At 51.1% G+C, this 18,476-nt stretch carries 21 protein-coding genes; 14 read left to right on the plus strand and 7 right to left on the minus strand.

What is annotated here, in order from left to right:
- Window position 1: 1 nt before the first annotated feature.
- A complete protein-coding gene (locus tag E1H13_RS17150; RefSeq protein WP_169614888.1) occupies window positions 2-814 on the plus strand; it encodes an ABC transporter permease subunit in 813 nt (270 codons plus the stop codon).
- Window positions 815-880: 66 nt separating this feature from the next.
- Window positions 881-1,651, plus strand: coding sequence for an ABC transporter ATP-binding protein (locus tag E1H13_RS17155; RefSeq protein ID WP_347404176.1), 771 nt, complete (start codon window positions 881-883; stop codon window positions 1,649-1,651).
- 25 nt (window positions 1,652-1,676) lie between these two features.
- On the opposite strand, the gene E1H13_RS17160 is transcribed toward E1H13_RS17155, so the two are convergent.
- The gene (locus E1H13_RS17160; RefSeq protein ID WP_240966696.1) at window positions 1,677-2,189 is read right to left on the minus strand and encodes a winged helix-turn-helix transcriptional regulator; all 513 of its coding nucleotides are present in this window, start codon (window positions 2,187-2,189) and stop codon (window positions 1,677-1,679) included.
- Between the two features lie 342 nt (window positions 2,190-2,531).
- Here E1H13_RS17160 and E1H13_RS17165 point away from each other — a divergent pair, with 342 nt between their 5' ends.
- The 8 genes from E1H13_RS17165 (at window position 2,532) to E1H13_RS17200 (ending at window position 7,800) form a co-directional block, all read left to right on the plus strand.
- Entirely contained in the window at window positions 2,532-3,494 is a 963-nt protein-coding gene (locus tag E1H13_RS17165; protein ID WP_169614893.1) for a GTP-binding protein, read from the plus strand.
- 31 nt (window positions 3,495-3,525) lie between these two features.
- Window positions 3,526-4,059, plus strand: coding sequence for a DUF1097 domain-containing protein (locus tag E1H13_RS17170; RefSeq protein ID WP_169614895.1), 534 nt, complete (start codon window positions 3,526-3,528; stop codon window positions 4,057-4,059).
- 37 nt (window positions 4,060-4,096) lie between these two features.
- Window positions 4,097-4,843 carry a nitrile hydratase subunit beta gene (nthB, locus tag E1H13_RS17175; protein WP_169614897.1) on the plus strand — a complete coding sequence of 249 codons (747 nt, stop codon included), beginning with the start codon at window positions 4,097-4,099 and terminating at the stop codon, window positions 4,841-4,843.
- A 53-nt stretch (window positions 4,844-4,896) separates the two neighbouring features.
- Entirely contained in the window at window positions 4,897-5,526 is a 630-nt protein-coding gene (gene nthA, locus E1H13_RS17180) for a nitrile hydratase subunit alpha (protein ID WP_169614899.1), read from the plus strand.
- Between the two features lie 29 nt (window positions 5,527-5,555).
- Entirely contained in the window at window positions 5,556-5,924 is a 369-nt protein-coding gene (locus tag E1H13_RS17185; RefSeq protein WP_169614900.1) for a nitrile hydratase accessory protein, read from the plus strand.
- 64 nt (window positions 5,925-5,988) lie between these two features.
- Window positions 5,989-6,177 carry a CbtB domain-containing protein gene (locus E1H13_RS28045; RefSeq protein WP_169614902.1) on the plus strand — a complete coding sequence of 63 codons (189 nt, stop codon included), beginning with the start codon at window positions 5,989-5,991 and terminating at the stop codon, window positions 6,175-6,177.
- 76 nt (window positions 6,178-6,253) lie between these two features.
- Window positions 6,254-7,396, plus strand: a complete 1,143-nt coding sequence (locus E1H13_RS17195; protein WP_169614904.1) for a hypothetical protein — start codon at window positions 6,254-6,256, stop codon at window positions 7,394-7,396.
- A gap of 5 nt (window positions 7,397-7,401) precedes the next feature.
- Window positions 7,402-7,800 carry a DUF1636 domain-containing protein gene (locus tag E1H13_RS17200; RefSeq protein WP_169614906.1) on the plus strand — a complete coding sequence of 133 codons (399 nt, stop codon included), beginning with the start codon at window positions 7,402-7,404 and terminating at the stop codon, window positions 7,798-7,800.
- A 290-nt stretch (window positions 7,801-8,090) separates the two neighbouring features.
- On the opposite strand, the gene psbA is transcribed toward E1H13_RS17200, so the two are convergent.
- Window positions 8,091-9,152 carry a photosystem II q(b) protein gene (psbA, locus tag E1H13_RS17205; RefSeq protein ID WP_169614908.1) on the minus strand — a complete coding sequence of 354 codons (1,062 nt, stop codon included), beginning with the start codon at window positions 9,150-9,152 and terminating at the stop codon, window positions 8,091-8,093.
- Window positions 9,153-9,780: 628 nt separating this feature from the next.
- Here psbA and E1H13_RS17210 point away from each other — a divergent pair.
- The gene (locus E1H13_RS17210; protein WP_169614910.1) at window positions 9,781-10,026 is read left to right on the plus strand and encodes a hypothetical protein; all 246 of its coding nucleotides are present in this window, start codon (window positions 9,781-9,783) and stop codon (window positions 10,024-10,026) included.
- Between the two features lie 928 nt (window positions 10,027-10,954).
- Here the strand turns inward: E1H13_RS17210 and E1H13_RS17215 are convergent.
- Complete coding sequence (locus E1H13_RS17215; RefSeq protein WP_169614911.1) at window positions 10,955-11,152, minus strand: hypothetical protein; 198 nt, start codon at window positions 11,150-11,152, stop codon at window positions 10,955-10,957.
- 284 nt (window positions 11,153-11,436) lie between these two features.
- Here E1H13_RS17215 and E1H13_RS17220 point away from each other — a divergent pair, with 284 nt between their 5' ends.
- Entirely contained in the window at window positions 11,437-12,735 is a 1,299-nt protein-coding gene (locus tag E1H13_RS17220) for a glycosyltransferase family 4 protein (RefSeq protein ID WP_169614913.1), read from the plus strand.
- Window positions 12,736-12,884: 149 nt separating this feature from the next.
- On the opposite strand, the gene E1H13_RS17225 is transcribed toward E1H13_RS17220, so the two are convergent.
- The 4 genes from E1H13_RS17225 to E1H13_RS17240 all read right to left on the minus strand — a co-directional run bounded on the left by E1H13_RS17225 (window position 12,885) and on the right by E1H13_RS17240 (window position 15,547).
- The gene (locus E1H13_RS17225; RefSeq protein WP_169614915.1) at window positions 12,885-13,292 is read right to left on the minus strand and encodes a biopolymer transporter ExbD; all 408 of its coding nucleotides are present in this window, start codon (window positions 13,290-13,292) and stop codon (window positions 12,885-12,887) included.
- A 5-nt stretch (window positions 13,293-13,297) separates the two neighbouring features.
- Window positions 13,298-13,996, minus strand: coding sequence for a MotA/TolQ/ExbB proton channel family protein (locus E1H13_RS17230; RefSeq protein WP_169614917.1), 699 nt, complete (start codon window positions 13,994-13,996; stop codon window positions 13,298-13,300).
- A gap of 197 nt (window positions 13,997-14,193) precedes the next feature.
- The gene (locus E1H13_RS17235; protein WP_169614919.1) at window positions 14,194-14,802 is read right to left on the minus strand and encodes a DUF4333 domain-containing protein; all 609 of its coding nucleotides are present in this window, start codon (window positions 14,800-14,802) and stop codon (window positions 14,194-14,196) included.
- Between the two features lie 22 nt (window positions 14,803-14,824).
- Window positions 14,825-15,547, minus strand: a complete 723-nt coding sequence (locus E1H13_RS17240; RefSeq protein WP_169614921.1) for a succinate dehydrogenase cytochrome b subunit — start codon at window positions 15,545-15,547, stop codon at window positions 14,825-14,827.
- Between the two features lie 365 nt (window positions 15,548-15,912).
- Between E1H13_RS17240 and purH the strand changes: the two genes are divergently transcribed.
- Window positions 15,913-17,484 (plus strand): bifunctional phosphoribosylaminoimidazolecarboxamide formyltransferase/IMP cyclohydrolase, encoded by a 1,572-nt coding sequence (purH, locus tag E1H13_RS17245; RefSeq protein WP_169614923.1) that lies wholly within the window; start codon window positions 15,913-15,915, stop codon window positions 17,482-17,484.
- Between the two features lie 166 nt (window positions 17,485-17,650).
- Complete coding sequence (locus E1H13_RS17250) at window positions 17,651-18,469, plus strand: Nif3-like dinuclear metal center hexameric protein (RefSeq protein WP_169614925.1); 819 nt, start codon at window positions 17,651-17,653, stop codon at window positions 18,467-18,469.
- Window positions 18,470-18,476: the final 7 nt, after the last annotated feature.

Here is an 18,476-nt window from a genome sequence, read left to right on the forward strand (position 1 = left end):
TATGTCGAATGATAACTCTGGTTGGTATAATCCTATCTCTCGGTCGCTACTACCGTTGGTTTGTGGACTAGTATCCATCGCCCTATTTATAGGAGTTTGGGAAGGGATTGGTGCTAACCCTGAGAACCCTATCGTTCAAGTGTTGCCACCACCATCAAAGTTTTTACCTGTTTTGCTTGAAAGCAATTTCAGAATTGGCCTAGGATCTCAATCTGCAACCATCTATGAGTCTGTCTTCATCACCCTATTTCGAGTAATCCTAGGTATGACGATAGCTTTTTTAGGCTCTGTCACCTTTGGTCTTTTGATTAGTCTATCTCAATGGTCTGAGCTATTTATCTTACCAATTCTAGGTTTGGTAGCTCCAATCGCTCCAATCGCTTGGATTCCGCTAGCACTAGTTATCTTCGGGGTCAGCAACCTGACAGCTATTTTTATTGTGTTCATGGGAGTGTTTTTCACTCTGACTATTGCTACGGTTGCTGAAATCAAGAAAATTCCTCTAAATTTCTTAATTACAGCAGAGAATTTAGGAGCAGATAACTTTGCTCGTTGGAGGTTTGTAATTATTCCGGCTGTCTTGCCTGGTGTGTTTACTCTTCTAAGACTTAACTTTATTGCCGCTTGGATGGCTGTATTGGCGGCAGAGATGACAGGTTTGAGAGATGGATTGGGTACAGTTGTAATGACAGGGAGAAATTTATTTAATAGTAACTTAATTTTACTAGGAATTAGTATTATTGGTATTACTGGATTCGCTGTTGATAGGCTATTATTGTTGATTCAAAAGAAGTTTTTTTGGTGGAAAGTCTAATTAATGAGAAGCCACTCTTCAAATTTATGCAAAAATCATCTCCGGCCAATTTTGACCTGTCGGGATGTGAAAAAAGTTTTTCATACAAATAATAAAAATGTGTTTACTGCTTTGTCTGGAATTAACTTGTCAGTAGTTGATGGAGATTTTATTACTATCCTTGGTCGTTCGGGTGGCGGTAAGTCGACTTTGCTTAAGTTATTAGGAGGAATTACACCTCCTTCATCTGGTGAGGTTTTATTCCATGGGGTGCCATTGCAGGGAATTACACCTAAAATTGGCATGGTTTTTCAGGAAAATACCCTTTACCCGTGGTTAACTGTTGAGCAGAATATTAGCTTTGGCTTTAAGGTACGAGGTAAACGAAAGTGTAGCTCCAATCCTCAGGTTCAGGAGGTGATAAAGCAGGTTGGCTTATCTCAATCACGAGAACTCTATCCTCATCAGCTTTCAGGTGGAATGAAACAGCGTGTTTCTATTGCTCGATCTTTGGCAGTCCAGCCAGATGTATTACTTTTAGACGAACCCTTTTCAGCGTTAGATGTTCAATTGCGGCGACGATTACAAAAATTTTTACTGAATATTTGGCAAGGAACAGGTTCTACAATGGTGTTAGTTACTCATGATGTAGAAGAGGCGATTTTGCTAGGTCAGAAGTTGATTGTTATTGGAGGTCAACCAGGAGGAATAATTGAAAGATTAAATATCTCTGATTCAGCCTTCAAGGATCGATACAATAAAAAGTTTCTAGATCTACAACAACATCTGGAAAGAATTGTTGGCGAAGAATATGAGATAGCAAAAGAATCCTGTGGAATAGCTTACATGTCAGTATAAGAATAATTTTTTGAACTCTGTTTAGTTATGAATCCTTGCCAATTTGTTTTGACTGGTTAACACGGACAGGATATTGAGCCTTATATATTTTTAATATGTTTCTGGAATTTAATTCTAAAATAACCTTTTTTTTCTTTAACATATTTACAAATAAAAGCAATTCTTCATTGTCTCTGTAGATATATTCCATCATGATATCAAAACTTCCTGTTACAGCCGACAAGTAGCTAACGCTATCCATTCTAATTAATTCTTCAAGAGTTGTTTCAAAAAAGTCGGGATCCACCTTGAGCTCTATGTAGGCAACATTTTCATATCTGACTTTGCCAGTATTTATGAAAGCATTGACAGTAATAATACCTTCATCTAGCAACCGTTTCATACGGTACCTGACAGTAGCCTCAGGTGCATCAATATTTCGAGCAATATCCCGATAAGGAATCCTCCCATTCTTTTGTAAAAGCTCTATTATCCTCAAGTCAAGATCATCGATATCATGCTCTTTTAGGCTACTGATCGAAACATTGTTGCTTGTCATCATTGACTTAGATTATGAGTATCTGGATTTAGTATAGCAGTCTCATCTAGCCAAAAAATAAGATTTATAGTGTAGACAAACTTTCCTTGGGCTACGAAATAGGAATTACAAGAAATCAATCATCTAGTATGTGACATTGATTACAGTATTTGTTTTATCGATTATCTAGAATTCTATTAAGCAAGGTTGAGATTGAATTTCCAAACTTAATGGTCATGTCTATACTGTGTTATCGATTCCAGGAGAGTTACCTTGTGAATTTTTGTCAGTTAGCAATTGACTTAAGCAATGATCATTCATCACTTAGGTCAATTGCTGTATAGATGACATTATGCAGAGGCTATGCTCTTGAAAAGTTTGACGCCAACTACAATTCTAACTGGTTATCTTGGTGCTGGTAAAACGACTTTGCTCAATTACATTCTTACAGCAAATCACGGGAAAAGAGTTGCTGTCATAGTTAATGAGTTTGGTGAAGTTGGAATCGATAATCAGCTGGTAATTGATGCTGATGAAGAAATTCTTGAGATGAATAACGGTTGCATCTGTTGTACGGTGCGAAGTGATCTAATTCGCATTGTGAGCAACCTGATGGGGCGTTCTGAAGGCTTTGATTATTTAATGATTGAAACTACAGGGTTAGCCGATCCAGCTCCTGTAATCCAATCTTTTTTCGTAGATGAGGTGATGCGATCGCAACTTCTTCTAGATGCTATTGTTACTGTCGTGGACGCTAAATATATCTGGGATCACTGGGATAGCAGTGAAGCCCAAGAGCAAATTGCTTTTGCTGATGTAATCTTGCTGAATAAAATCGATCTAGTTTCTTCTCCAGTTCTAGAGGAGCTCGAACAACGAATTAGAGGGATGAATGCGATCGCCAAAATTTATCAAACTCAAAACTGTCAAATCCCTCTAGATACCGTATTAGAGGTTGGAGCTTTTGATCTAAAGAACGCCCTCAGTATTGATCCAGAGTTTCTAGATGAAGATGCGCATGATCACGATCAGACTGTTTCCTCAGTAGCTATTCAGACTGCTGGAGTGGTTAATGGGGATAAACTTAATCGCTGGCTTTACCAACTAGTGCAAGCTCGTGGCCCTGATCTTTTTCGCATGAAAGGTATCCTGAACATGGATTATGAAGATCGTCGATTTGTTTTTCAGGGAGTTCATATGACCTTGGATGGTCGTCCTGGTCGCCCTTGGCAGTCTGGCGAAGTTCGACGAAATGAGCTGGTATTTATTGGCCGCGACTTAGATGAAGCGCAAATACGGCGTGATTTTAGTGAATGCTTGATGTAATGAAAACTCTTAATTCGGAGCCCAATCTGCCATGAAACAATCCGAAGCTTTGACAATCAGTATAGGCGTGCTTGGCGGCGTTGATGTGTTTCTGACTGCTACTGTAATTCCTGTACCGGTTTGGGTGACCTTTACTGCCTGGGCATCTTTCTTCATTGTAGGAGGCGGTGTTCAGGGGTTTATTAAGTCTATCTCTTGTAATATTACAGGGATTATTATTGCGGCTCTCTCTCTTTGGGCCATCGACTTAATCGGCCCTAATCCTCTTGTCGCAGCTATTTGTGTTGGTATCGGCAGTGCCGCCATGGTACAGGCATCCAAGCTTCCCTTCACTTATGGTATTACCCCTGCTATTGTCTGGGGGTTTTCGCAAACCGTAGGAACTGTCGCGGTTACAGGATTGCCAGTGACTGCTGCCCTTCCTAATAACCCAGTCCTGATTGCGATCGCTGCCATGATTTTGGGAAATATCTTTGGCTACCTTTCTGAAGCCTGGGGTAAGGCTATGACAACTACCCCTGCTGTAGCCAGCACTGGTGAATCAGCCAGGAAGATCCGAAATTAATCGGATTTTAATAGTTTTGAAAAGGAGCTAAGTGAATATGAAATTGCAACATTCTCTCGGCGGTCTCGAAGGCCTTGGTTCTGTTGACTTTCAAAAGAAAGTATTTGTTGAGCAATGGGAAAAACGTATTTTTGGTATTCATGCTGCCATGATGGGCCTGAGTACTCATCTCAAAGATTCTCTTCCAAAGTATCCTATAGACCAGATTCCTACTACTTTTAAGGATATTTGGACATGGGCTGACTTACGACGTGGTGCAGAGGCGATGAATCCCTTCGATTACTTCAAACTGCGCTATTACGAAAAGTGGCTAGGTGGAATTTCAGGATTCTTTGTTGAGAAAGGTTATATCTCTCAAGAAGAGTTGGATGAGAAAACAAGCTTCTACCTGAAAGAGGGAAACGTCGATCCTACGCCGCTGCCTCAGAAAGTTGTCCCTGCTATTGACGATCAAGTCATCAAATACTTGGAACTAGGGGATTCCCCTAAGCAGGATGTCGATGTTACACCTAAGTTTTCTGCGGGGGACGCTGTAGTTGTCAAGAATATGCCTGTTGTTGACCATACCCGACTGCCAGGCCATCTACGCGGTAAACCTGGAATCATTGATCTGGTTTATGAGGGGTGCTATGCCTACTTTCCAGGTCCTTCTGATGGTTTAGGACCTGCCCAACCAAGTTACAGTGTTCGGTTTGATCCTAAGGACATTTGGGGTGAGGACTTAGCAGAGCCAGGTTCCACGTTTTACGCTGACTTATTCGAGCTCTATCTTGACGCAGCCTGATAAACGCTGGTTATTAGGGATTGGCATTGTAAATTTATCGAGGTGTTCTTTCTATGTCTATACCAGGAGATGAACAGTTTACCTATAGCCCAAATCGGGAACTAGAAAGTGCGGCAAAAGTGAGAGCTCTTGAGGCTTTATTGATTGAAAAAGGGGTGATTGGCAGTGAGACTGTCAACAAAGTTCTGGAGTACTTTGAATCTCAAATGGGGCCTTTCAATGGAGCTAAGTTGGTCGCCAAAGCCTGGGTTGATCCAGCCTTCAAAGAGTTATTGATTCAAGATTGTAACGAAGCTTGTAATTCCATTGGCATGACAACGGGAATGTCTGGAGCCGAAGGAGAACATATGCGGGTAGCGGAAAATACACCTTCCGTTCATAACTTGATCATCTGTACATTGTGTTCTTGCTATCCTTGGCCAACATTAGGACTACCCCCCTATTGGTATAAAGATCCAACTTTCAGAGCTAGGGCAGCTCGTGAGCCTCGAAAAGTGTTACAAGAGTTTGGCTTAAATCTAGACAACTCTATCAATATTCGTGTTTGGGATAGTAGTGGTCAAATTCGCTGGTGGGTATTGCCTGAAAGACCTGCTGGCACCGAACATATGAGTGAAGAAGAACTTGCAGCGCTGGTCACTCCAGAATCCATGATGGGTGTAGCTAAAGTAGCTTTGCCCTAAGCCATTCAGTTCCTATACGAACATTTTTCATGTTTACTCGATTTGAACATTTTGCTGCCTCTAGTTTAATGGGTAGTGAAGAGTCTCCTCCTCGGAAGAACGGTCAACTTTCTTTTCAACGTAGCTGGGAGCAGGTAGCATTCGCTATTGCAATTGCATTGTCAAAGAAAGGTCATTACGAGTGGGAGGAATTTCGTCAAAATCTGATTTCCACTATTGGTGAGTGGGAGTCGGATCATGATCTTGCCGATCCAACCTGGAACTATTATCAGCGTTGGTATACTGTTCTGGAGAAGCTTGTTTTAGAAACTGGCTTAGTAGATAAATCAGAGCTTGACGAAAAACTAATTAACTTGTTGAGCTGTGAGCATCTGCACGATGATTCCACTGAATCTTAGCTAGTTTAAGATAGCTAGGTGCGGTTAACTTTTGTGATTAACTTTTTTGTTTGAGGTGCTTGTGATGAATACATCGATATCCTTGACTTTGGGAAAAACTAGACAAATTGCGCTTTCCACACCGGTGCAGATATGCTTGTTCCTTGGATTAGGGTCTCTGACGATTTGGATGTTGTATTTCTCATCGTATCCGGCCACCCACGATGCAATGCACCAAATTCGCCATGAAACCCTGGGGGTTGGCTGTCACTAAGGGCAGTCTTGCATCCTTTCTCTTTAGGGCAAATTTTTCATATCTATAGCCTATCTATCGATGGAGAGATAATTCTGTGCAACCAATTCTGAAACCCTTACTGGGTGGAGTAGTGGCCGTGTCAACGCTGCTGTGTAGTGGTTTAGCTGTTACTGCATCTCCATCGGTAGAGATTGAAACAGATCCTTCCCTCAGTGAAGTTATTCCGTTTTCCACACCAACGACTCTTTCGTTAACGGCATTGGATAGCTATGGTCAATCCTTAGAAGCTGTCAACTTTGACCTTACCCTGCTAACACCGCCTAAAACTCCTTGGTGGACTTCTGATTTTCCTATTGTCGAGGGAACCACGCTGTTTGAGGTTACACTGCCTGCCGACCAGGGTACAGCTCAGCTTGAGAAGATGATGCCGATTCGGGGTAGCTACCAGCTTCAGGTGTTAGTGTCACCTCAGGTAGAGGGAAGCTTCGAACCTTACACGCAGGTTCTAACTCTGCAGGTGCCTGAAAACCCAGTAAAGTATCGAAATGTTGCCATCTTGCTAAGTATCTTGTTTATTGTGGGTCTGGGTGGTGGCTGGGTCATTGGCGGTGACCAGAAAGTTTTACCTGGTGAGACAGCCCCCCGTCGAGTGCAGTGGCTGCTTAGCGGTACTGCACTCGTTGCTATAGCTGTCATGCTTTATGTGAGCGTGATGGCTGAACGGGCCGAGGCCCACCCCGGTGGCCACGGGCATAGTCATGACCACGGTCATGAAATGGTTGAGTCAGAACCATTAGATGTTAAGCCCGTACCAGAGTCTATAGCCGCTGAAATTAGGACCGGGGCAGTGGCTACAGTAGGCCAAGCCATTCCTTTGGCGATTGCCATAGCAGATGAGGGCGGTCAACCCATCGACAACGCCTTGTTGGAGGTTGAAACCTGGTTGGTTGGCTATGACCGGGTAATGCAGTTTACAGCTCAGGCTGATAGAGACGGTGAGTTTGGCTGGCGGCAGCAGTTCTTTGATGGGGCACCCCATCGCATCGTTGTTAACGTAGAGCCTGTACCTGGTAGCGAACCGGAGTTTGTCCCCTTCACGCTGACCAAGACTATTGACGTCAATGCAGTAGCGCCGCCAATAGAAACCCGCATGATCAGTCTTACCTATTTCACCCTGTTCTTGGCTCTAGGTACTGGAATTGGCTACTGGCTTAAGCGACGTGTTTCTCTGGCCTGAGAGTGATGAATCAGCAACATACGCTCTTTGTCTGCACTACCTGTGCAGGAACTTGTGATACTAATCAGAGTCGTGGTGGCGATCAGCTGTTTGAGCAGTTGAAAACTCTCTCCCAAGATTGGCACCTCCGCACAGAGGTAATGATTCAGTCAGCAGAGTGCTTTGGAGTGTGCAATCAAAACTGTGCGATCGCCCTCAGTGCCCCCGGCAAAAACACTTACCTGCTGGCTAATCTGACTATTGAGGGTGAGCAGCTTAAGCCAGTTGCCAGTGCCATTCTAGAGTACACCAGTAAGTACTTTGACTCCCCTGATGGCCTGATTAAGCAGATGCATTGTCCTAACCTGCTGAGAAAGAAAGCTCTGGTGAGAATTCCTCCTTTGCCTAATAGTCCGGGGAGTTGATTTACTAAGAGGCTGAACAAACTAAAAAGTTCAAAATCCTATAACCAGCCCTGAGTGGCTGGTTTTTTTATGCTCACTGCTGCTGTCTTGGGCCTGGATGACGCGATACTCCACAGGAGTCGTAATGCGATACTCCACAGGAGTCGTTACTCGATCGCACCCCATCTCCCCCAGAACATCCCCTTGCTGGAGTCACACGGGCCGCCCTATCGCTCTACCCCATCACCAAAAGCCACAAAAAAGCGCCCCCCGGAGGGAGCGCCTTTTCTAAATCAATGGACTAGCCAAACCTAGCCGATGATTTCAGGAGCCTCAGCAGAAGCCAGGTCCAGAGGGAAGTTGTGAGCATTACGCTCGTGCATCACTTCCATCCCCAGGTTGGCCCGGTTGATCACGTCTGCCCAGGTACCAATCACGCGACCCTGGGAATCCAGGACGGACTGGTTGAAGTTGAACCCGTTCAGGTTGAAGGCCATGGTGCTGATGCCCAGGGCAGTGAACCAGATGCCGATTACAGGCCAGGCACCCAAGAAGAAGTGCAGGCTGCGGCTGTTGTTGAAGCTGGCATATTGGAAGATCAACCGACCGAAGTAACCGTGGGCCGCCACGATGTTGTAGGTCTCTTCCTCTTGACCGAACTTGTAGCCATAGTTCTGAGACTCAGTCTCGGTGGTTTCACGCACCAGAGACGAGGTCACCAGGGAACCGTGCATGGCGGAGAACAGAGAACCACCGAACACACCGGCTACACCCAGCATGTGGAAGGGGTGCATCAGGATGTTGTGCTCAGCTTGGAACACCAACATGAAGTTGAAGGTACCAGAGATACCCAGGGGCATACCGTCAGAGAAAGAGCCTTGACCCAACGGATAGATCAAGAACACAGCGGTAGCAGCGGCCACAGGAGCGCTGTAAGCAACGCAAATCCAGGGGCGCATACCCAGGCGGTAGCTCAGTTCCCACTCACGACCCATGTAGCAGAAGACGCCAATCAGGAAGTGGAAGATAACGAATTGGTAAGGACCACCGTTATACAGCCACTCATCCAGGGAAGCAGCTTCCCAGATCGGGTAGAAGTGCAGGCCGATGGCATTGGATGAAGGCACAACCGCACCAGAGATGATGTTGTTGCCGTACATCAGAGAACCAGCAACGGGCTCACGGATACCGTCGATGTCGACGGGGGGAGCCGCGATGAAGGCAATCACGAAGCAGGTGGTGGCAGCTAGCAGGGTGGGAATCATCAGCACGCCGAACCAGCCAATGTAGAGGCGGTTTTCGGTGCTGGTGACCCACTGACAAAACTGCTCCCAGAGGGAAGAGCTCTGTTGTTGTTGGATCGTTGTAGTCATGATTCGTATAAGTGCAGGTTGAATTTGGACACATCCACAAGGGATGAAAAGGTATGTATGTCACTACCTTAACCGCACTGTTACATTTTGTAAACAACCCTTAGGAAGATTTTGGGTGAGTAGAAGTGCTAGCGAAACGGTCTGAAGTCAGGGGCGCGCAGGTGGACTACACAGAAGTTGCTGCCCAATCTGCATGGGATCCGCTATGCGATACTCCACAGGAATCGCTACTCGATCGCACCCTATCTCCCCCAGAACACACCCTTGCTGGAGGAACACGGAAGAGGAGCCCCCCGCAGGGGGAGACCAGATCCTAGCGGTCCCTGGCCCAGCTCTTGATCGTCCCCCCTAAACAACCTCCCGGTAGGGTGTGCCCCTCGAAGCGGTTCCGGTCGGTGGGGTGGGCAGAGTGCCTTATAGAGTCTGTTGCTCTGCCCTGGGGTTTGGCATTCCACCCCGTAGCCTTTGGGGTGGGTGGGTTGCCGTTCCTCTCAAGCTTGCGTCTGCTGCCGTTGCTCTGCTGCTGCCGCCCCACCTCTCACATTAAGCTGGCCAACGAGGTCTACCCTGGCATGAGGCCCGCCCTGGTGCCCCCAAGGGGACTGTACGCCACATCGACGAGGACGACATGCCTATCGAGCGATGGGGGGCCGAGGATTGGCTGAAAGAGATCGTGCGTGAGTATGTGCGCATCGAGAAAGAGCAGGCAGAGTCAGAAGATACCGAGAAGATTACCCCTGTGAACCGCCGCAGCCAAATTCTAAGAGCCTTTGAAACCGGCAATTGCCGACTTGATACCGTTATGCTGTTGGCCGAGTCCGTAGGCTGTCAGTTTCAGCTTGTCTGCAAAGAAGTGCAGGTGGTGGAGTTCTGAGCCGCCCTGGCCCTCTGGCCACCAGCCCAACCACGAGATACCCTCTCCTCTCCTTTTTCTCTCTCCAGCTCCCCTAGACTAGTGAACGGAGCACCCTGGTGAACCTCTAGCACTGGAGCGGAGCGGAAGTGCTACCCTTCGCCTGGGTGTGGAGAGAACGGTAAACGAAGGGATGCGGGATAGGACGTTGGCCAGGTGAAGGAGTTGGGCACCCGAACATTTTGAGCTAGTAGAACTGGTTGAAGCTACAAGCGGAGAAGTGATCAACTTTGGGCATGATGCTGCTTATTTCAGCCAAAGAGTAAAAGCAAAATAAATAATCCCGCCACTAAAGAAGCGACAGTACCACAACCACCCCCGTCGCTGTTCCTATCACTGGGTTTTAAATCAGATGGAGGAATTAGTGAGTTTCGGATAGTTCCCCTGTTAGGAAATACTTCGTCATTTAGCCAGGTAGGTCTAACGCCTTGGCGTGAAGTAGCTCCTGAGCATATATGAAGTTTTGTTACTGAACCTGTCCCGTTGCAAGCCTGACATCCCCCGAGGATAAGGCCTCCACAGTTTGTGCAAATGGTATTCCCTCGTCCGTGACACATTGAACATGTATCCTTCAATCGAGTACCACAGGCTTGGCAGAAGTTCGCTTCACTTCCTAGCTTTATTGGTGAATTTCGACGTATGTTCTGGACAAGGCTATTTTCTGGACATGTACAGTAGAAGCTCCCTGATTTGTAATGCATGGCCACCACCCTTGTACAAGAGTTTCACCATAAGCATATGATTTCTGCCGTAAGCAAAAATACTTATTTCACCATTTGTAGGATTACGCCACAATTTGCAACCCCGATCCTTAAAGGTGTGGTGGTGGAGCTTTCAAGAAGTAGTGGAGAAAGACGAGGCTCTCCCCTTCAACTGGATGCAGTTATATCTAGAGGGGATGAACCTGCCCCCGAAGCGTTGAGGCGATCGCATTCATGATATCTGCCATGCCTGCATTATCCAGGCCACTGATCTGCATGGAGATTTCCTGGTTGGCAGGAGAACTGAGGGCTATCGTGAGCCCAGATTCTTGAGCAAGGGTACTGAGCAGGGTGAGCTTATCGAAGGGGGACAGGCACTGAATCATTGGCGTTGCTGAATAGCGGTATGATTTTGCGGAATCCTGAACGGAGTCGTAAGGTTTACGAGATCCAATTCATACCTTGCGTCAGCAACGCCAGACATTCAGACCTTTGCCGGATTATCCACAGAGAAACCATTGATGGCGACTCTGCAAAGATATAGCCCTCTTTTATAAGGAGGCCTTTAAGAAGCCACTGACATTCGTAAAAACCGCAGTATTCACGCGAGCATAACAACTATTCCAGCCTGTTCGAGTCGGTCGGCTACTGCCCCCCTAGCCCCCTGCCCATGCGCATTCTGATTTATTCCTACAACTATCACCCAGAACCTATCGGCATTGCTCCCTTGATGACTGAACTGGCGGAAGGATTAGCCGCTAGGGGTCACCAGGTGCGGGTGGTCACGGCCATGCCCAACTACCCCGATCGCAGTATTCACCCCGACTATCGCGGTCGCCTGTACAGTACCGAAACCCGCAATGGGGTGACGATTCAGCGATGCTTTGTGTGGGTACGCCCCCAGGCAGGGCTGTGGGGGCGCTTATCTTTAGAACTTAGCTTTATGGTGTTGAGCCTGGGCCCAGCCCTGGCCGGCTGGCGACCCGACGTTATTCTGAATACCAGTCCATCGTTGTTGGCCTGCTTGCCCGTAGCCCTGGTTAAGCGGTGGTTTCGCTGCCCCAGTGTGCTGAATGTGCAGGACCTGCTACCGGCGGCAGCGGTCAAGACCGGGTTGTTGAGCAATCCCTGGGCCATCCGAGCGATGCAATGGCTAGAGCGGTTTGCCTACCATCAAGCCAACCGCATCAGTGTGATTACCAGCCGCTTTCGGGACAGTGTGTTGCAGCAGGGGGTGCCTAGCCAAACCGTCACGACCCTGCCCAATTGGGTGGATACCCACTTTATCTGTCCTCAAACCCAAGGGACCAGTCGCTTTCGCCAGCGCCATGGCTTGCAAGATAAATTTGTGGTGCTGTACGCCGGTAACATTGCCGAAACCCAGGGGATCAGTACCGCCATGGGGGCGGCTCAGGCGTTGGCCGCTTACCCCACCATTCAACTGGTGATTGTGGGGGAACGGCGACGGTTGGCGGACCTGGAGCATATGCGGCAGCACCTGGGCTTAACCAATGTGCTGTTGCACCCTTTTGTGCCCCGCGCCGAACTACCTGATCTAGTAGCGGCGGCGGATGTGGGTTTGGTATTGCAAAAGCAGCAGGTGGTGGAATTTAACATGCCGTCAAAGATTCAACTGCTGCTGGCCAGTGGGCGGCCCCTGGTGGCCTCGGTGCCGGGGGCCGGGGTGGCGGCCCAGGTGGTGCAGGCCAGCGGGGGGGGGCTGGTGGTGCAGCCAGAAAACCCGGCAACCTTGGCGGCAGGCATTGTGCAGCTCTATCGCGATCGCGCCTTAGCCACCCGTCTCGCTTGTCAGGGCCGACGCTACGCCGAAACTCACTTTTCCCTGGAGCGATCGCTGGATCAGTACGAGGCCCTCTTCTACGCTCTGACCACAGCCCAGCAGCCCCAAGCTCAACCGGACTCCCTGGTACTCTGCGGCACCCGTCGGCCCACCATTCCCGACACCTGACACCCTCAGCAACAGTGATCTGTCAAACCAGACGTGACAGGTCAACCGGATCTGCGGTACGCGGTACACGGTGCACGGTCTACGGCTCGCCTTAAACCGCTTACCGTGCACCCTAAGTCATATTTCCCGTCATTATTTTTAACTAAGCCCTATTCCTCGATCGCCAACGAGACCCGATCGCCCCCCACCGCCCGCATCTCCCCTAGAAACTGCATCACCTGCTCGTAGGGTAAATCCTGACTGGGCAGCAGAAAAATGATGTTCTCTGGGTTGCGAGCTAAATAGTCTGTCACTTGGGCCTTGAGGGTGTCTGGGTCAATGGGCTGCCCGTTTAGGCGCACGTCATTAACGCCAGCCAGTTCCACGATAAAAGGGTCAGCGGGCAAGGGCGTGTCCGCCTCGGGTTGGTCAGCGGGTAGCTGCACCTCGATCAGGCTTTCGCTACCCAGGGTCATAGTAATCATCACAAAAAAGGCCAGAATTCCCATCATCACGTTCAGCATAGGAATTAGGTCCACCTGGGGTAGCTTGGCGTTTTGTTGCTGCTTAAACCGCATAGACTCTACCGGGGTTCTGCCGAGACCGGGCTGCTGAACTCGCCCCGATGGGCTTGGTCAGCAGCCAGCAGGGCGGGTTCGTACCAGTATTGACGGTAGATCAGTTCCAGTTCGTTGCCCGCGTCGGAAAAGTAATCTATTTGCTGGGCCTGTAACGACACCATCACCCGAAACACCAGTAGGGCCAAAATCGCCACCACCATCCCAGCGGCGGTGGTAATCAGGGCTTCACCGATACCCGCTGCCGCAGCGCTGGCTTGCTCGCCGGTGCCGCCACCGCCAATATTGAGGTTGCTAAAGGTGGCAATTAGCCCCGTGACCGTACCCAACAGCCCCAGTAGGGGGGCAACGGCCACAATGGTTTCGAGGATTTTATCCCCTTTGCGCATTTTCACAAACTCGCGATCGCCCGCCGTTTCCATCGCTAGCCGAAAGGTTTCGGGGGAGGGTTGCTTTAGCCGCAGGGGGGCCAGCAGAAACCGACCAATGGGGATATCTTGGGCCTGGGCCGCGATCGCCGCTGCCTGACTTAAGTCGCGCCGCGATGCCTCCAGCACCTGATTCACCACCTGCCTCTCCCGCTTCAGCAGCTTAGTCCAAAATAGACCCCGCTCTAGGGCCGTGGCGATGGTCAGTACTGAACAGCCCATAATCGGCACCATGACAGGGCCGCCCCGGGCTAAAAAGTCGAAAACGGTGGTCATAGGCTGGGTCTACGATACAGGTAAAAGGTGGGCGTTAAACATTAGGGCAGTTGAAAGTCAGGACAGTGGAGGCTTGGTGGCGTACGGGTAAATGGTCTCCTAGCCCCTACTCCATTCTCGATCTAGGTTTATCCCTCTACAACAATAAGCCGACCACACCGCAAACGACATGGGGGAAGGGACAGAAAATCATAGGGTCAACCATCATCCTGGCGGCCTGGGGGTTCAGGCCGCTCCATCTCTGGCGATGGGGCCTCACTGTCTGGGGCCGTGGCCCAGTTAGCTCGCCGCTCATGCCAGGTGAGATTGCCGTCGGCCCCGACGGTAACCAACACTGTCTCAAAGGTGGCGCCCTCGGTGGTCAGGCCCCCTACAATCTCACATTGAAACTGGTCCCCTGGTTGGTTAGGGCGATACTTCGCCGTGCCACAGTCCACCAAGACCGATTGGCCAAAGGTCTGAAACAACCTCTGTTGGATTGTCTCTTCCACCCTGGACAGGTTTAGCATCACCTTAGAGTTGGGTACCTCCCAGGTAAGGGTACCCTGGGGGGCCGGCTGGGTCACGTGAATGGTGAACCTGTCCCCAGAGGCTAACTCTCCCACACATTGAAACGCAGCCCCCGCCTGGGGGGTTACGTCCCTGGGGCAGTGCACCTGCTGCAGCACCAGCCGCCGCCCCTGCCGTTCGATATCGGCTTTTAGGGTGGCTTCTATGTCAGCAGTATTAAGGCGATCGCCGCAGGCCCCCACAGCCAACGCCGCCAATCCTACTATTGCTGTCGTTAGTCTACGTCGGAGAACCATCGGTGGGTTTATACCATATGACTTAGTCAATCCAGCCCAGATAAATTGCCCAGGGAAGGACCAAAAAGCCCAGGGCGATCGCCCCAGCCAAGACCAAGCTTATACCGTAGGCCGCTGGCCGTATCCCCGCCTGGAGGGCGCCGATCGACTGAAAAGCGCTCCAGATACCGTGGCGCAGGTGCAGCCCCAACAACCCCAGCACCATCGAGTAACCCAGGGTGTAGGGCAGTTTGTGAAACACCTCAACCACGAGGCGGGCCAAGTCTCGCACCGTTTCCCCATTCAAGTCAGTGGGATAGTAGGGGCCAAACTTAAACGTCGCCAGGTGGGCCACCAAAAACCCCACCAACACCGTGCCGCTAACGATCATCGTGCGGGAACTCAGGGACTGGTAGCTGTTTTCCCCGACTGACCGATAGACCTGGTACTGCTCAGCCCTGGCCCGGCGCTTGCCGACATAAATTTCAACCCCAATCGCCCCATGCAGCAACACTGCCACCAATAGCACCCCCTCTATGGCATAGAGTAAAGGCCCCAGGCTGGCTAAGTGGTGGGCATAGGCGTTGTAAGACTGATGTCCCAAAAACAGCAATAGATTGCCCAACATATGCACCAGCACAAATGTGGCCAGGGCCAGGCCAGTCACCCCCGTCACCAGCTTTTTGCCGATCGCCGACCGATAGAACCGCAATAGCGGTGATCCAGTTGCCGACGTTGTATCTGGTGCTTTAAGCAAAGGGGTCATGGCCCTGTATCTCCATTACTGCTTTGATCCTATAGCAAGGACGGAGGACGGAGGGCGGAGGGCGGAGGGCGGAGGGCGGAGGGCGGAGGACGGGAGGGCGGAGGGCGGAGGGCGGAGGGCGGAGGGCGGAGGACGAAACACGAAAAGCGAAAAACGAATCAGTGTCGGCCGTAGCGTGGGTTAGGCGGTCGGGGTTAGGGCGATCGCCAGGTCCCTTAAGTCCCGCCGTAACCCACAGGGAAGGGATGGGGAAGAATTCAAAGTTCAAAGTTCAAAATTCAAAGCTCGGGAGACCCAAATCAAAAATCGGTATAGCCAAAAATCGGTATAGTAATGACTTGCAAATAATGATTGGGACAAGACTAATGGCGCGGCTGGCACTGTTGAGCGTATCGGATAAAACCGGGCTGGTGGAACTGGCTCAAGCCCTGGTGAGCAACCTGGGGTTTGAGCTGATCAGCAGTGGCGGCACTGCCAGGACCTTGGCCGAGGCTGGTATCCCAGTGACCAAGGTGTCCGATTACACCGGTTCCCCTGAGATCTTGGGGGGACGGGTCAAAACCTTGCATCCCAAAATTCACGGCGGCATTTTGGCTCGGCAAGACCTGCCCGAGGACCAAGCCGACTTGGCTGACAACGGCATTCGTCCCCTGGATTTGGTGGTGGTTAATCTGTATCCCTTCGAGCAGACCATCGCCAAAGATGGGGTCACTCTGACCGAGGCGATCGAACAGATCGACATTGGTGGTCCGACCCTGCTGCGGGCTGCCGCCAAGAACCACCGCTACTTGACGGTGCTGTGCAACCCCGCCCAATATGGCAACTATCTCGAGACCCTGCGGTCTCACCAAGGGGACGTACCCCTGGGGTTCCGTCAGGCTTGCGCCAGGGCAGCCTTCTGGCATACGGCCTCCTATGATCAGGCGATCGCCACCTACCTGACTCAACCCCCCGAGGCTGCCGAGGCCCCAGAGACCACTGAAGCTCCGGCCATGCCTGCTCAGTGGGCCTTGACCGGTCACCAGCAAGCAACCCTGCGCTATGGCGAAAATCCGCACCAAACAGCAGCCTGGTACCGCACGGGATCGGTGGCGAGGGGCTGGGCCGGGGCGGAACAGCTTCAGGGCAAAGCATTGAGCTACAACAACCTGGTAGATTTAGAAGCCGCCCGGCGGATCATCGCCGAATTTCCGGTGGATCGCCCGGCGGCAGCGGTGCTGAAGCACACCAACCCCTGCGGCGCCGCCATGGGCGACACCCTGGCCAGCGCCTACCAGCGGGCCTATGATGCCGACTCGGTCTCGGCCTTTGGTGGCATTGTCGCCCTCAACCGCCCCATTGATGCCGACACCGCCCAGCACCTGACCGGCACCTTCCTGGAATGTATTGTGGCCCCGGGGTGCAGCACCGAAGCCCAGGGAGTTTTGGCCAAAAAGTCAAATCTGCGGGTGCTGGTGCTAGAAGATTTGCACACAGGGCCAGCCCAGGCCGTCCAGGCGATCGCGGGGGGCTTTCTGTTGCAAAACCCTGACACCTACCGCGACGACCCCGCCACCTGGCAAATGGTGACCGAGGCTCAGCCCACCGACAATGACCTGGCAGAGATGCTGTTTGCCTGGCGACTGGTCAAACATGTCAAGTCCAACGCCATTGTGGTTACCAACCAGCAGCAAACCCTGGGCATTGGGGCTGGTCAAATGAATCGGGTGGGGTCGGTGAACATCGCCCTGGCCCAGGCCGGGGCGAAAACCCAGGGGGCAGTCCTGGCCAGTGACGGCTTCTTCCCCTTTGACGACTCAGTGCGAGCCGCCGCTGCCGCTGGAATTCGAGCCATTGTCCAGCCGGGGGGCAGCCGCCGCGACGATGACTCGATTAAAGCGGCCAACGAACTGGGCCTGATCATGGCCATGACGGGGGTCAGGCACTTTTTGCACTAATCAAGGACGACAGCAGGCAGAAGCATGCCCTGTTCAAGTTCTGGGTGTCAGGTATCAGGAAGGGTTGACCGACTTATGCTACGGAGGACTAGCCAGGTAGCCAGGTCACTAGAGGCAAGTAGCAGGCAGAATGTAAAAAAGCAGCTACCTTGGATACTCAAGCTGAATGACACTATCTATTGCTAAATTGATCACCTGGTTCGAGGCTTGGGCTAACCCTGCCTGGCAAGAAAGCTGGGATAACTGCGGCTGGCAAATCGAGCCCGGCGTGCTGGATGAGCCTGCCCGAGTGCTGGTGTGCCTCACCCCGACCCTGGCGGTGATGGAAGAGGCGATCGCCCTGCGAGACCAGGGCCTTGGCGTCAACCTGATCTTGGCCCATCACCCATTGATTTTTAGTCCCCTCAAGTCAGTGGCCAAGGGCGACCCGGTGGGGGACATGGTGCGACTGGCGATCGCCTACGGGATTGGGGTGTACAGCGCCCACACCAACTTCGACCAGGTGCAAGACGGCACCGCCGATGTGCTGGCCCAAATGCTGCAATTACAAGATGCTCAGCCGGTGGTGCCCACCCAGGACGGGTTAGGCTATGGCCGGGTGGGGAACCTGCGTCCAACCCTGAGCTTACAAGCCCTGCTAACCCTGATTCAGGGTAAGCTGTCGCCCCCTAATCTGATCTATTCCCCGGCAGCAAACCTTAACCAAACCATTAGTCGCCTAGCAGTGCTGGGGGGCTCTGGAGCTAGCTTCATGGGGGCCGTGGCTAAAACTGGAGCCCAGGCCTACCTCACCTCCGACTGCAAGTTTCACCAGTTTCAGGAGGGGCGCGATCGCAATTTGGTGCTCATCGACGCTGGCCACTACGCCACTGAACGGCCTGCCTGCGCCAGGCTTGTGGATCTTCTGCGGGGCCAAGGGGTAGATTGGGTGCAACTCAGCCAACGGGACGAAGATTTTCGCTGGTTCTTAACAGCAGGTAACTAGTACAGAA

The organism is Nodosilinea sp. P-1105 (assembly GCF_012911975.1).
GTDB lineage: Bacteria > Cyanobacteriota > Cyanobacteriia > Phormidesmidales > Phormidesmidaceae > Nodosilinea.

Coding starts and splice junctions, on each gene's coding strand:
- E1H13_RS17150 (WP_169614888.1), top strand. CDS start 2: ATGTCGAATGATAACTCTGGTTGGTATAATCCTATCTCTCGGTCGCTA.
- E1H13_RS17160 (WP_240966696.1), bottom strand. CDS start 2,189: ATGACAAGCAACAATGTTTCGATCAGTAGCCTAAAAGAGCATGATATC.
- E1H13_RS17165 (WP_169614893.1), top strand. CDS start 2,532: ATGCTCTTGAAAAGTTTGACGCCAACTACAATTCTAACTGGTTATCTT.
- E1H13_RS17170 (WP_169614895.1), top strand. CDS start 3,526: ATGAAACAATCCGAAGCTTTGACAATCAGTATAGGCGTGCTTGGCGGC.
- nthB (WP_169614897.1), top strand. CDS start 4,097: ATGAAATTGCAACATTCTCTCGGCGGTCTCGAAGGCCTTGGTTCTGTT.
- nthA (WP_169614899.1), top strand. CDS start 4,897: ATGTCTATACCAGGAGATGAACAGTTTACCTATAGCCCAAATCGGGAA.
- E1H13_RS17185 (WP_169614900.1), top strand. CDS start 5,556: ATGTTTACTCGATTTGAACATTTTGCTGCCTCTAGTTTAATGGGTAGT.
- E1H13_RS28045 (WP_169614902.1), top strand. CDS start 5,989: ATGAATACATCGATATCCTTGACTTTGGGAAAAACTAGACAAATTGCG.
- E1H13_RS17200 (WP_169614906.1), top strand. CDS start 7,402: ATGAATCAGCAACATACGCTCTTTGTCTGCACTACCTGTGCAGGAACT.
- psbA (WP_169614908.1), bottom strand. CDS start 9,152: ATGACTACAACGATCCAACAACAACAGAGCTCTTCCCTCTGGGAGCAG.
- E1H13_RS17210 (WP_169614910.1), top strand. CDS start 9,781: ATGCCTATCGAGCGATGGGGGGCCGAGGATTGGCTGAAAGAGATCGTG.
- E1H13_RS17215 (WP_169614911.1), bottom strand. CDS start 11,152: ATGATTCAGTGCCTGTCCCCCTTCGATAAGCTCACCCTGCTCAGTACC.
- E1H13_RS17220 (WP_169614913.1), top strand. CDS start 11,437: ATGCGCATTCTGATTTATTCCTACAACTATCACCCAGAACCTATCGGC.
- E1H13_RS17225 (WP_169614915.1), bottom strand. CDS start 13,292: ATGCGGTTTAAGCAGCAACAAAACGCCAAGCTACCCCAGGTGGACCTA.
- E1H13_RS17230 (WP_169614917.1), bottom strand. CDS start 13,996: ATGACCACCGTTTTCGACTTTTTAGCCCGGGGCGGCCCTGTCATGGTG.
- E1H13_RS17235 (WP_169614919.1), bottom strand. CDS start 14,802: ATGGTTCTCCGACGTAGACTAACGACAGCAATAGTAGGATTGGCGGCG.
- E1H13_RS17240 (WP_169614921.1), bottom strand. CDS start 15,547: ATGACCCCTTTGCTTAAAGCACCAGATACAACGTCGGCAACTGGATCA.
- purH (WP_169614923.1), top strand. CDS start 15,913: ATGGCGCGGCTGGCACTGTTGAGCGTATCGGATAAAACCGGGCTGGTG.
- E1H13_RS17250 (WP_169614925.1), top strand. CDS start 17,651: ATGACACTATCTATTGCTAAATTGATCACCTGGTTCGAGGCTTGGGCT.